This window comes from Streptomyces sp. Ag82_O1-12 (assembly GCF_900182715.1).
Classification (GTDB): Bacteria; Actinomycetota; Actinomycetes; order Streptomycetales; family Streptomycetaceae; genus Streptomyces; species Streptomyces massasporeus.
Genome location: NZ_FXUW01000001.1, coordinates 3,553,584 through 3,565,879, shown reverse-complemented (window position 1 = coordinate 3,565,879; position 12,296 = coordinate 3,553,584). Strand labels below are relative to the sequence as shown.

General features: G+C 69.4%; 10 protein-coding genes. 6 read left to right on the top strand and 4 right to left on the bottom strand.

What is annotated here, in order from left to right:
* The first annotated feature begins 156 nt into the window (after nt 1-156).
* From QOL88_RS16200 to QOL88_RS16190, 3 genes are all read left to right on the top strand, one after another.
* Nucleotides 157-1,959 (top strand): outer membrane protein assembly factor BamB family protein, encoded by a 1,803-nt coding sequence (locus tag QOL88_RS16200; protein WP_097217106.1) that lies wholly within the window; start codon nt 157-159, stop codon nt 1,957-1,959.
* 61 nt (nt 1,960-2,020) lie between these two features.
* Entirely contained in the window at nt 2,021-3,937 is a 1,917-nt protein-coding gene (locus QOL88_RS16195; RefSeq protein WP_097217105.1) for an outer membrane protein assembly factor BamB family protein, read from the top strand.
* A 289-nt stretch (nt 3,938-4,226) separates the two neighbouring features.
* A complete protein-coding gene (locus tag QOL88_RS16190) occupies nt 4,227-4,907 on the top strand; it encodes a helix-turn-helix transcriptional regulator (RefSeq protein ID WP_097217104.1) in 681 nt (226 codons plus the stop codon).
* Nucleotides 4,908-5,258: 351 nt separating this feature from the next.
* On the opposite strand, the gene QOL88_RS16185 is transcribed toward QOL88_RS16190, so the two are convergent.
* Together QOL88_RS16185 and QOL88_RS16180 are read right to left on the bottom strand one after the other, a co-directional pair.
* On the bottom strand, nt 5,259-5,576 hold the full coding sequence (locus QOL88_RS16185) for a hypothetical protein (RefSeq protein WP_097217103.1): 318 nt from the start codon (nt 5,574-5,576) through the stop codon (nt 5,259-5,261).
* A 21-nt stretch (nt 5,577-5,597) separates the two neighbouring features.
* Nucleotides 5,598-7,277 carry a sodium:solute symporter family protein gene (locus QOL88_RS16180; RefSeq protein ID WP_097217102.1) on the bottom strand — a complete coding sequence of 560 codons (1,680 nt, stop codon included), beginning with the start codon at nt 7,275-7,277 and terminating at the stop codon, nt 5,598-5,600.
* A gap of 164 nt (nt 7,278-7,441) precedes the next feature.
* Between QOL88_RS16180 and galT the strand changes: the two genes are divergently transcribed.
* Genes galT through galK form a run of 3 tightly spaced genes read left to right on the top strand, consistent with a single transcriptional unit; the run spans nt 7,442 to nt 10,622 of the window.
* Entirely contained in the window at nt 7,442-8,503 is a 1,062-nt protein-coding gene (galT, locus tag QOL88_RS16175) for a galactose-1-phosphate uridylyltransferase (protein WP_097223023.1), read from the top strand.
* The gene (gene galE / locus QOL88_RS16170) at nt 8,500-9,468 is read left to right on the top strand and encodes a UDP-glucose 4-epimerase GalE (RefSeq protein ID WP_030844904.1); all 969 of its coding nucleotides are present in this window, start codon (nt 8,500-8,502) and stop codon (nt 9,466-9,468) included. The genes galT and galE overlap by 4 nt, the downstream gene beginning before the upstream one ends.
* A complete protein-coding gene (gene galK / locus QOL88_RS16165; RefSeq protein WP_097217101.1) occupies nt 9,468-10,622 on the top strand; it encodes a galactokinase in 1,155 nt (384 codons plus the stop codon). Before galE ends, galK begins: the two co-directional genes overlap by 1 nt.
* A gap of 55 nt (nt 10,623-10,677) precedes the next feature.
* Here galK and QOL88_RS16160 read toward each other — a convergent pair whose 3' ends face one another.
* Together QOL88_RS16160 and QOL88_RS16155 are read right to left on the bottom strand one after the other, a co-directional pair.
* Nucleotides 10,678-11,700: a hypothetical protein gene (locus tag QOL88_RS16160; protein WP_097217100.1), complete on the bottom strand. Its 1,023-nt coding sequence runs from the start codon at nt 11,698-11,700 to the stop codon at nt 10,678-10,680.
* The gene (locus tag QOL88_RS16155) at nt 11,688-12,140 is read right to left on the bottom strand and encodes a hypothetical protein (RefSeq protein ID WP_257027784.1); all 453 of its coding nucleotides are present in this window, start codon (nt 12,138-12,140) and stop codon (nt 11,688-11,690) included. The genes QOL88_RS16160 and QOL88_RS16155 overlap by 13 nt, the downstream gene beginning before the upstream one ends.
* Nucleotides 12,141-12,296 lie beyond the last annotated feature (156 nt).

The window sequence follows — 12,296 nt, the reverse complement described above, 5'->3', positions numbered from 1 at the left end:
GCCGGTCCTCCCTTGGGAACAGGGGGTGATACGGCCCGGTCGCTGTCGGAACCTGGTGATACAAAGAGTCGTCTTAGAACTTTATGAAGCGACTCTGAGCCCATCTCGTATCTCAGGGCGTGGCTAAAAATCAGTGATCGAACGGGGGAGCCGCTGATGACTCAGCCGCCCAGTCAGCCGCCGCACGGTGGCTTCGGAGCACCGCAGAACCAGCCGCCGCAGGGCGGTGGTTACGGGGCACCGCAGACCCCGCCGCCGCCCCAGGGCCCGCCCCAGACGCCGCCGCCCCCGCAGGGCCCGCCGCAGCCCGGCCCGCCGCAGCCGGGGTACGGATACCCGCAGCAGCCGGGGCCGTACGGGCAGCCAGGGCAGCCGGGGCCGTACGGGCAGCCGGGACAGCCGGGGCCCTACAACCCCGGCCCCTACGGCCAGCCGCAGCAGCCGGGGCCGTACGGCCAGCCCGGTTACGGATACCCGCAGCAGCCGCAGTACCCCGGCGCGCCCGGCACCCCGCCCGGAGGCGGCTCGAACAACCCCTTCAAGGGCAAGCCCGCCATGATCATCGGTGCCGCGGTCGCCGCGCTGCTCGTGGTCGGCGGCACCGTGTGGGCCGTCACCGGCGGCGACGACGGCAAGGGCGAGAAGAAGCCTGTCGCCCAGAAGACCGACGACGCCAAGCCCGGCTCCTCCGCCCCGGTCGACCCCGGTGACGGCGGCGGTGACGGCGGCGAGGACCCGGAGGACCTCAACGCGGGCCGCCAGGCCGGCGAGGCCAAGGTCCTCTGGTACAAGGAGGCGCCCGACGCCCCCGGCTCCGGCGCCGACGCCGACGGCATGTGGATCACCGGCAAGACCGCGGTGAAGGCCGCCTACAAGCAGCTGTCCGCGTACAACGTCGGGGACGGCAAGCCGTCCTGGGACGCGATCACCTTCCCGCAGAAGATCTGCGCGACCACTCCGCAGAAGACGTCCGACGACAAGATCGTCGTCGCGTACATGAGCGGCAGCAGCGACCGCGCCAAGTGCAACCAGCTCCAGGAGATCGACCTCGTCACCGGCGAGAAGGGCTGGAAGGAGCAGGTCGCCGACGGCGCCCTGTTCGACTCCACGCTCTCCGTCGAACTGTCCATCACCGGCAAGACGCTGATGGTGGGCCGCTCCCAGTCCGGCACGGCGTACGACGTCACCAACGGCGACAAGCTCTTCGACAAGAAGAAGTACGGCAACGCCTGCTTCCCCGCCGCGTTCGCCGGCGGCGAGAAGCTGATCGCCGTCTCCTCCTGCGGCGCGGGCTCCGACAAGGAGCACGACGAGGTCCAGGAGCTCGACCCGAAGACCGGCAAGGCCAGGTGGACCCAGCCGTTCGACAAGGGCTGGCGGGTCGCGCGCACCTACTCGGTGAGCCCGCTGGTCGTGTACAGCACCAACGAGGACAAGAAGGCCTGGAACATCTCCACCTTCACCTCCGGCGGCAAGTTCCGCTCGCAGGTCGGCTTCGACGAGGACTTCGCCCCCGAGTGCGGCTGGGCCATCCTGGAGCGCGACCTCACGGGCTGCCAGGGCGTGGCCGCCGACGACAGCACGCTGTACCTGCCGACCAAGGCCACCACCGGGGCCAACGAGGTCGTCGCGATCGACCTCGCGAACGGCAAGGAGAAGTGGCGCGTGAAGTCACCCGGCGACGAGTCGATGCTGCCGGTGAAGACCGAGGGCGGCAAGCTCATCGCCTATGTGGAGCCGTCGTACGACGCGGGCGGGCAGATCGTGTCCATCCCCACCGGCGGTAGCAGCCACAAGCCGTCCAAGCTGCTGCAGAACCCCGAGGGTGCCGCGGACATCGAGAACGGCTTCTTCTCCAAGGAGATCGACTGGGTCGACGGGCGCTTCTACATCTCGACGACCCGGCTGAGCGGGAACGACGACTCGAAGGAGAAGTTGATGCTCGCCTACGGCAAGTGATTCTTCCTCATCCTTGCGAACCCGCCCCGTCGTCCGTTCCCTTCCCCGAGGTACCCACGCCATGACCCAGCCGCCGCCCCCGCCGCCACAGCAGCCCCCGCAGGGGGGCGGCTTCGGGCCGCCCCAGGACCAGCCGCCGCAGGACCAGCCGCCGCAGACCCCGCCGCCCGCGGCCGGGCCGAACCTCGGCAAGGCCCCTGAGCCGGGGTACGGCTACCCCCAGGCGCCGCAGACGCCTCCGCCGGCCGCGCCGCAGACCCCGCCCACGCCTCCGCAGGGGTACGGGTATCCGCAGGGGGCTCCGGCGCCCCAGCCTCCGCAGGCCCCGCAGGGCCCGCCCGGCTACGGCTACCCCGGTCAGCAGCCGGGGCCGTACGGGCAGCCGCAGCAGGCGCCTTACGGGCAGCAGCCGGGCTACGGGCAGCCGGGTTACGGACAGCAACCGGGCTACGGGCAGCCGGGCTACGGGCAGCAGCCCGGTTACGGCTATCCGCAGCAGGCCGTGCCGCACCAGCCGCAGGGCGGTCAGCCCGGCGGCAAGAAGCTCAGCGTGCAAATGCTGATCATCGTCGCTGCGGTCGTGGCGATCGCCCTGATCATCGGCGGCGGCGTCTGGTACGCCTCGTCCGGCAAGGACGAGGGCAGGCAGAACGACACCGCCGGTGTGAGCGGCGGCACCGGCGGCACGGACGACGACAACGGCGGCACCACCTCCGGCAAGGAGAAGGCGCCGTCCGACCCCAGCGCCAAGGTCCTCTTCCAGGTCCCGGCACCCGAGGTGAAGAACGACAGCACGGTCGTCGTCTCCGGCTCGTGGCTCACCGACAAGGCGTACGTCAAAAGCGGCATCGCCCAGATCGTCGGCTACGACCGCGACAAGGGCAGCGAGCTGTGGAAGCTTCCGCTGGCCGGCCCGGTCTGCCAGGCCAGCCGCCACGTCACCGACGACAACCTGACGGCGATCCTCTACCAGCCGGCGATGCCCACCAAGGCCGACCCGTCGCACGGGTGCAGCGAGATCGCGCTCATCGACCTCGACGCCGGCAAGAAGCTGTGGACGAAGACCGTCAAGACCGGTGACCAGCTGATCAACTTCGACAACATCACGCTCAGCGGGAAGACCGTCGCCGTCGGCAGCACCAGTGGCGGCGCCGCCTTCGACGTCTCCGGCAAGCTCCTGTGGAGCCCGAAGCCGACCGACTCCTGCTACGACGCCGGGTACGGCGGCGGCGAGAAGCTGGTCGCGGTGCGCAAGTGCGGCTCGTACGACCAGCGGCAGCTGCACATCCAGACCATCGACCCGAAGTCCGGGAAGGTGATCTCGGAGTACAAGATGACCGAGGGCATCGAGTACGCCAGCATCGTGTCGACCAACCCGCTGGTCGTGGCCGCCGACGTCGGCGACTCCGCGGGCGACGGCAGCGGCATCTCCGACTTCTTCTCCATCGACAGCAAGACCGGCAAGCTGCGCACGCGGATCTCCGCGCCGGGCGAGCAGTTCGCGGCCCGCTGCGAGGGCATCACCCGCGTGGAGGCCTGCAACCTGCTGGCCGTCGGCAACGACCGGCTGTACCTGCCGACCGAGGAGCACGACGGCACCGGCAAGTACAGCCAGACCAACGAGATCGTCGCCTTCGACCTCGCCACCGGCAAGCAGACCGGGCAGCGGGCCGACGCGGGCGACGGCTACACGATCTCGCCGCTGCGCATGGACGGCGGCAACCTGATCGCGTACAAGCGTCCGCCCTACGACAAGGGCGGACAGGTCGTGAGCATCGCCGGGGGCAGCTTCAAGGAGACGATGCTGCTGCAGAATCCCGCGACGGAGTCGGTCCGTGACGTGGAGACCAGCATGTCGCCGGAGTACTCCGAGTTCCTGTACGCCGAGGGGCACCTGTACATGTCCAAGGTGTACGCGAGCAAGCGGTCGACGGTGCGGGAGAAGGAGTATCTGGCGGTCGGCTTCGGTACGGGCTGACCGGTCTGGCCGAGCTCTGACCGGGCTCTGATCTGGCGCTGACCGGGCTCTGCTCTGGTACTGACCGGTTCTTGATCGACTGGTGGCTGATGTGGCCCCGTCCCTGTTCAGGGGCGGGGCCACAGCTGTTCGGCGCGGTCAACCTGGAACGAGAGGACTTCGGCGATCCGGGGCGATTCTCGCCGGTAGGGGGAGCGCAACGTCGAACAAGCGTGTAGCTTCCGGGGGCATGAAGGCGGGGGAGCCGGGGGGCTTCCATGGGGGGCTGGGGTGACTGGGGGGTTGCTCGATGGGAGTACGGCTCATGGTGGTCGACGACCACCGATTGCTGGCCGAGGCGTTGGCTTCGGCGTTGAAGCTACGGGGGCACCGGGTGCTGGCCGCGGCGGCGCCGGCCGCGGGGGCGGCGGAGCTGGTGATCACGCGGGCGCCGGAGGTGTGCCTGCTGGGGACGGCGACGCCGGCGGAGCCGGGGATCTTCGACCCGGTGGTGAAGATCAAGCGGGAGCGGCCGCAGGTGGCGGTGCTGGTGCTGGGGCCGGTGCCGAGCCCCCGGGGCATCGCGGCGGCGTTCGCGGCGGGGGCGTCGGGGTACGTCCGGCACGATGAGCGCATAGAGGGTGTCGAGCGGGCGATCATGAAGGCGCGGTCCGGGGAGGCGGCGGTGGCGCCGCAGTTGCTGCAGGGGGCGTTCAGCGAGTTGCTCAACCCGGCGGCCCAACCGGACGACGAGGGCCAGCGGTTGCTCCAGATGCTCACGCCGCGGGAGGTGGAGGTCCTGGTCCGCGTCGCCGACGGCGAGGACACCCGCCTGATCGCGGCGGGCATGGGCATCGCACCGTCGACGGCGCGTACGCACGTCCAGCGGGTGCTGATGAAACTGGGCGTGGGTTCCCGGTTGGAGGCGGCGGCGCTGGCGGCGCGGACGGGGTTGCTGGACCGGGCGGGTGCGGTGCGGCGAGAGCGGTGAGGTGAGTGGGGGTGCGTGTTCGTTTCGCCTGGCGGCGGGTGGGGGTGCGCGTGCGTTTCGCCTTCGCGGTGGGTGTGGGTCGGGGCCGCGCCGGGGGGTGTCCGTCCTCGGAACGGCGCGATGGGGTTGCGTACCGACTGACTGTCCGTTGACGCGCCAACCGCTGCGGGCGGACACCCCCCGACACGGCCCCTTCTCGCCGTACGCGGGTGCGGGCCGCCCCCGCTGCGGGTAGGCGCGGCCGCCCCCAGCTGCGGGCATGCGTGCCGCTAGGGGCGGCACGGGTGGGCGCAGCGGTACCCCGTTCCGCCGGGCTGCGGACCCACCCGGCCCCGGCTGGACGCGGGGGGACTACTCCGCCCGCTCGTCGTCCTCCGGCTCAACCCCGGGCGGGGCCGGGGCCGCCGGCCTCAGCTTGAGCCAGGCCAGGAAGAACAGGCCCAGCAGGAGCATCCCCAACCCGGTCCAGAGGTTGATGTTGACGCCCGCCGCCTTGTCGATGTCCGCGTCGGACGCCGTCAGCCCCGCGAGCGTGACGATGACGCCGTAGACCACGAACAGCCCGCCGATGATCCGCCGGATGTCGAACAGCCGCGCGGCGGTCGCCGACTTGCCCTGCAGCTCGGTGATTTCCCGCTGCAGGTCCTTCTCGGAGTGGGACTCGGACATGTGCGATCAATCCTCCGTCGGTCAGAACGAGAACGGGATGTAGCAGGCCGCGGCCAGGACGATCGCGCCCCAGCCCAGCAGCGCCGGCCTGCGGTACCAGGCCTCGTCCCCCGGCGCCGGCGGCTCCGCCATACCGGGCGAGGTCGTGCCGTAGACCAGTCCCTGGAGGTCCTCCGCGGGCTTCGGCGCGGTGAACAGCGACACCGCCACCATGACGACCGCGCCCGCGACGAAGCCCGCGATCGCCGACACGAAGTTGGCTCCCTGGTCGGAGGGGATGCCGATGATGTCCTGCTTGTAGAGGACGAAGTAGTTGACCATCGCCGCGGTGGTGCCCGCGAGCAGCCCCCAGAAGCCCGACTTCATCGAAGCCCGCTTCCAGAACATGCCGATGATGAAGACGACGAACATCGGCACGTTGAAGAAGGAGAACAGCGTCTGGAGGTAGGCCATGATGTTGGAGAAGGACCGCGCGAGGAACGCCGTGCCGATGGAGGCCAGGACGCCGACCGCGGTGATGAGGCGGCCGAAGCGCACGTAGTACTCGTCCTCACGGTCCCGGACGACGTACTTCGCCCAGATGTCCGTCGTGAACACCGTGTTGAACGACGACACGTTCGCCGCCATGCCCGCCATGAACGCCGCGAGCAGGCCGGTCACGGCGATGCCCAGCACGCCGTTGGGCAGCAGCTGTTCCATCAGGTACGGAATGGCGTCGTTGTACTGGAGGCCGGATCCGGACGTGCCGATCTTGGGCACCAGGACCGCGGCGACCAGGCCCGGGATCATGACCAGGAACACGATGAAGATCTTCGGGAACGCGGCGATCAGCGGGGTGCGCTGGGCCGCCGAGAGGTTCTTCGCGGACAGCGCGCGCTGCACCTCGGCGAAGTTCGTCGTCCAGTAGCCGAAGGAGAGCACGAAACCGAGGCCCAGGACGATGGTCAGCCAGTTCGCGCCGAGCGGGTTGTCGCTGCCGATGCCCGTGCCGCCCCAGGAGGTCATGAAGTCGGCGCCGTGGCTCTTCGTCAGGGAGTCGGACAGTCCGTCCCAGCCGCCGACCTTCTTCAGCCCGAGGAAGGTGATGGGGATGAGCGCAGCCAGGATCACGAAGAACTGGAGGACCTCGTTGTAGATCGCCGAGGACAGACCGCCGAGGGTGATGTACGCCAGCACGAAGAAGCCGGCGACGACGATCGCCACCCACTCCGGCCAGCCCAGCAGCGCCTCGACGACGATGGCCAGGGCGTAGAGGTTGACGCCGGCGATGAGGATCGCGGCGAAGGCGAAGAGGACCGAGCTGAGCAGGTGCGCCGCCTTGTCGAAGCGCAGCAGCAGGAACTCCGGCACCGAGCGGACCTTGGAGCCGTAGTAGAAGGGCATCATCACCAGGCCGAGGAAGACCATGGCCGGGATGGCGCCGATCCAGTACCAGTGGGTGGTGTAGACGCCGTACTGGGCGCTGTTGGCGGCCATGCCGAGGATCTCGGTGGCGCCCAGGTTGGCCGCGATGAACGCGAGTCCGGTCACCCAGGCGGGCAGCGAACGGCCGGAGAGGAAGAAGTCGAGACTGGTCTTCACCGAGCGGCGGGCGGCGAAGCCGATGCCGAGGACGACGACGAAGTAGATGCCGAGGATCGTGTAGTCGAGCCAGTTCGTGGGGAGTCGCAGCTCGGCTGACAGATACGTGGGGGTCTGCATGAGCCCTCGCTTCGTTGCGTGAACCGATACCTCGCGGAATCTACTTCTCCGCCTTCAGCGATTGAACACGTCCGATGACGCTCTTTGTTTGATTGTGATGTTGACGATTGGGGTGAGTCGTGTTTAGGTATGTTGGGTTCTGTTTGAAGGACAAGGAGTCCGGCGTGAAGAAGACCTCGACCCGACTGGCCGACGGTCGCGAGCTCATCTACTACGACCTGCGTGACGACAGCGTGCGGGACGCCACCGACCGCCGCCCGCTGGACCGCACCGTCACCACGTCCGAGATCCGCCGCGACCCCCTGCTCGGCGACTCCGTCGCCATCGCCTCGCACCGCCAGGGCCGCACCTACCACCCCCCGGCCGACGAATGCCCCCTGTGCCCGTCGGCGGGCGATCGCCTGAGCGAGATCCCGGACTCTTCGTACGACGTCGTCGTCTTCGAGAACCGCTTCCCCTCGCTCGCCGGCGACTCGGGCCGCTGCGAGGTCGTCTGCTTCACCTCCGACCACAACGCGTCCTTCGGCGAACTCACCGAGGAGCAGGCGGGTCTGGTACTGGAGGCCTGGACGGACCGCACGTCGGAGCTGTCGCATCTCCCCTCCGTCGAGCAGGTGTTCTGCTTCGAGAACCGGGGCGCCGAGATCGGCGTGACCCTCCAGCACTCCCACGGGCAGATCTACGCCTACCCCTTCACCACGCCCCGCACCGCCCTGATGCTCCGCTCGGTCGCGACGCACAAGGAGATGACCGGCGGGGAGAACCTCTTCGACGCCGTCCTGGAGCGTGAACTCGCCGGTGAGCGGGTCGTCCTGGAGGGTGAACACTGGGTCGCCTTCGTGCCGTACGCCGCGCACTGGCCGTACGAGGTCCACCTGTACCCCAAGCGCCGCGTGCCCGATCTGCTCGGCCTGGACGAGGGCGCGCGCACAGAGTTCCCCAAGGTTTATCTGGAACTCTTGAGGCGCTTCGACCGGATCTTCGGCGAGGGTGAGGCTCCGACGCCGTACATCGCGGCCTGGCACCAGGCGCCGTTCGGCGCGCTGGAGGAGTTCGACGGGGTCGTGCGGGAGGACTTCGCGCTGCACCTCGAGCTTTTCACCATCCGCCGCACTTCCGGCAAGCTGAAGTTTCTCGCGGGTTCCGAGTCCGGCATGAACGTGTTCATCAACGACGTGCCGCCGGAGCGCGCGGCCGAGCGACTGCGAGAGGTAGCGAGTTCATGAGCGGGAAGTACCTGGTGACGGGCGGCGCGGGATACGTCGGCAGCGTGGTCGCGCAGCACCTGCTGGAGGCCGGTCACGAGGTCGTCGTCCTCGACAACCTCTCCACGGGCTTTCGCGAGGGCGTCCCCGCGGGCGCGACGTTCGTCGAGGGCGACATCCGCGATGCCGCCAAGTGGCTGGACCCCTCCTTCGACGGCGTGCTGCACTTCGCCGCGTTCTCGCAGGTCGGCGAGTCGGTCGTGAAGCCGGAGAAGTACTGGGACAACAACGTCGGCGGCACCATGGCGCTGCTGGCCGCGATGCGCGAGGCGGGCGTCCGCACGCTGGTCTTCTCCTCGACGGCGGCGACGTACGGCGAGCCGGAGCAGGTCCCGATCGTCGAGTCGGCGCCCACGTCCCCGACCAACCCGTACGGCGCCTCGAAGCTCGCCGTCGACCACATGATCACGGGCGAGGCGGCGGCACACGGCCTCGGCGCGGTCTCCCTGCGCTACTTCAACGTGGCGGGCGCGTACGGCGCGTACGGCGAGCGCCACGACCCCGAGTCCCATCTGATCCCGCTGGTCCTCCAGGTCGCGCAGGGCAGGCGCGAGGCGATCTCGGTCTTCGGCGACGACTACCCGACGCCGGACGGCACCTGTGTCCGCGACTACATCCACGTCGCGGACCTGGCCGAGGCCCACCTGCTGGCCCTGACGGCCGCCACCTCCGGCGAGCACCTGATCTGCAACCTCGGCAACGGCAACGGCTTCTCGGTCCGCGAGGTCATCGAGACGGTCCGCACGGTGACGGGCCACGCGATCCCGGAAGTGGTCGCCCCGCGCCGGGGCGGCGACCCGGCGGTCCTGGTGGCGTCGGCCGCCACGGCCCGCGAGAAGCTGGGCTGGAACCCGTCCCGCGCGGACCTCGCGGGGATCGTCGCGGACGCGTGGGACTTCGCGCAGAACATCTCAAGGGAGCAGTAGTGGGCGCACAGCAGGTGCGGGACGGTTTCGAGGAGCTCTACGGAGCCGCCCCCGAGGGTGTCTGGGCGGCCCCGGGCCGCGTCAACCTCATCGGTGAGCACACCGACTACAACGACGGCTTCGTGATGCCCTTCGCGCTGCCGCACACCGCCGTGGCCGCCGTCTCCCCGCGCACGGACGGCGTGCTGCGGCTGCACTCGGCGGACGTCGAGGGCGGCGTCGTCGAGCTGCGCGTCGACGAGCTGACGCCGTTGGCGGACCGGAACTGGACGGCGTACCCGTCGGGCGTGGTCTGGGCCCTGCGCGAGGCCGGCCACGCGGTCACGGGCGCGGACATCCACCTGACCTCCACGGTCCCCTCCGGCGCCGGTCTGTCGTCGTCGGCGGCGCTGGAGATCGTCGTCGCGCTCGCCCTGAACGACCTGTTCTCCCTCGGCCTGCGGGGCTGGCAGCTGGCCCGCCTGTGCCAGCGCGCGGAGAACGTCTACGTCGGTGCCCCGGTCGGCATCATGGACCAGACGGCGTCGGCCTGCTGCGAGTCCGGCCACGCCCTGTTCCTCGACACGCGTGACCTCTCCCAGCGCCAGATCCCCTTCGACCTGGCCGCCGAGGGCATGCGGCTCCTGGTCGTCGACACGCAGGTCAAGCACTCCCACAGCGAGGGCGAGTACGGCAAGCGCCGCGCCGGCTGCGAGAAGGGCGCGGACCTGCTGGGCGTCGACGCGCTGCGGGACGTCCCCTATGCCGACCTGGACGCGGCCCTGGCCCGCCTGGGCGACGAGGAGGAGGTCCGCCGCCTGGTCCGCCACATCGTCACGGAGAACGAGCGTGTCGAACGGGTGGTCTCCCTCCTGGAGTCGGGCGAGACCCGCGCGATCGGCCCCGTCCTGGTCGAGGGCCACGCCTCGCTCCGCGACGACTTCCGCATCTCCTGCCCGGAGCTGGACCTGGTCGTCGACACGGCACTGGCCTCCGGCGCGCTGGGCGCCCGCATGACGGGCGGCGGCTTCGGCGGCTCGGCGATCGTCCTCGCGGAGGAGCCGGACGTCGACGCCATCACCAAGGCGGTGACAGAGGCCTTCGCGACGGCGGGCTTCACGACCCCCCGCGTCTTCGAAGCGGTCCCTTCGGCGGGAGCCCACCGCCTGCACTGACCCGGCCCGACGAGAGCGGCACCCTTCCTCTGACGGGGCGCCGCTCTCGCCATGGTCAGCGGTTGACGGACTGGATCTCCTGGACCGGCACCTGGGAGGTGGTGGCGAACGTGCCGTTGGGCAGGTCGCCGCCCGTGCCGCCCGCGCCTTCCCAGCTGATCTCCCAGGTGAGAGTCGCCTCCAGGCCGTAGGTGCCGTCTCCCGACGAGCGCAGATACCGCACGCCGCACGGAGGCGTCAGCTCCCCCTTGCCCCTGGCGTACGGCTCGCCGATCGAACCGTCGTCATTGATCCCGCACTCGCCGGACGCCGGCAGGCTCTCCGCGTCCTGCGTCCCCGGTTCGATGTGCAGGCTCACCGGCTTGGCGGTCGTGGTCGCCCACAGCCCGGTGCCGGGCAGACTCGCAGTGACGGACACGGGCTTGAAGGCGCCCTTGTCCAGCCAGACCCAAGTGGGCGCGTTCACCGTCGACCTGGCGTCCGGCGCGAGGGAGACCTTGGTCGGCGGCACGACGGTGCGCTGGTGCGCGAGCCCGGCGAGGGTCTTGGTGTCGATGGCCTGGGGGACACCGGGGTTCTTGCCGTTGTCGACCCAGAAGGGGTCGCGTGTGCAGGCCTTGGCCGCCGGGTCGTCCTTCATCTCCGGGTTCTTCACGGCCACCCACCACATGCCCTCATCGTTCTTGGCGACGTTGAAGTCCTTGTAGGGATGGCCCTTCTTGTAGTGCGCTTGGACGTCCGCGATGCCCTCCGGCTCGCCACCGGCGGACTCGTACATCGACCACTTGGCCTCGTTGAACGTCTTGAAGTCCTTGGCCTTCCAGTACGGCTCGTACCAGCAGGCCGGTGGCTCCCAGTCCACGGCTGTGGACGTGATCGGACCACTGCCCTTCGCCTTGGTGCCCTTGACCGTGATGCTGACCCGGGATTCCAGGGCCGGGCCGGAGGAATCCCCGGATGTCTTCTTCTGCTGGGAACCGACAGGGTCGAACCCTCCAGCCAAAGCCGGAGACGTCCCGAGTCCGGTCAGCGCCACGGTCAGGGCCGCCAGTCCCAGGCATCGCGTCAGGGCTGACACTTCTGCGACCCCCGGTCCTCGGTGAGATCCCAGGTCTGCCAGACGCCGTCCTCGTTCTTCTTCAGGCCGAGGTTGTAGAAGACGTAGCTGTTGGGCGTGGTCTTGGTGCCCTGCAGCTTGTTCGTCTCGCGGTTCTTGAGGTCTGCCTTGCTCTCGTCGACGCAGTACGTCAGAGCCGCCGACTTCTTGTCGAACAGCGTCACCTTGCGGTCGTAGTAACGAAGGGTGCCGGCCCAGCTGGTCTTTTTGTCGATGGCACCCTTCGCATACTGGTAGACGCCGACCAGCGCGTTGTCCGTGTAGTAGAAGGCCATGCCCGACTTCTTCAGATCGCCGTACGCCATGGCCTGCCACACGGTGCTGACGGTTCGTTCGTTGTCCGCCAGGATCGCGTCCTTGACGGAGTCGCCCGTCTGCTGGCCCTCGAAGGTCAGCTTCATGTCTCCGGGAAGCTTGATCTCCGGCCGATCGATCCCGTTCGCAGAGGCGGAGGCCGAAGGCGAAGCCGATCCCTTGTCGCCCGAGTCCGCTCCGGCGATCTTGTCGGACGATGACGAACTGTCACCTCCCCCCGAGCCACAGGCGGTCAGCAGCAG

Excerpts from the sequence above, each read along its gene's own strand:
- QOL88_RS16200 (WP_097217106.1), top strand. The coding sequence starts at position 157 with ATGACTCAGCCGCCCAGTCAGCCGCCGCACGGTGGCTTCGGAGCACCG.
- QOL88_RS16195 (WP_097217105.1), top strand. The coding sequence starts at position 2,021 with ATGACCCAGCCGCCGCCCCCGCCGCCACAGCAGCCCCCGCAGGGGGGC.
- QOL88_RS16190 (WP_097217104.1), top strand. The coding sequence starts at position 4,227 with ATGGGAGTACGGCTCATGGTGGTCGACGACCACCGATTGCTGGCCGAG.
- QOL88_RS16185 (WP_097217103.1), bottom strand. The coding sequence starts at position 5,576 with ATGTCCGAGTCCCACTCCGAGAAGGACCTGCAGCGGGAAATCACCGAG.
- QOL88_RS16180 (WP_097217102.1), bottom strand. The coding sequence starts at position 7,277 with ATGCAGACCCCCACGTATCTGTCAGCCGAGCTGCGACTCCCCACGAAC.
- galE (WP_030844904.1), top strand. The coding sequence starts at position 8,500 with ATGAGCGGGAAGTACCTGGTGACGGGCGGCGCGGGATACGTCGGCAGC.
- QOL88_RS16155 (WP_257027784.1), bottom strand. The coding sequence starts at position 12,140 with ATGAAGCTGACCTTCGAGGGCCAGCAGACGGGCGACTCCGTCAAGGAC.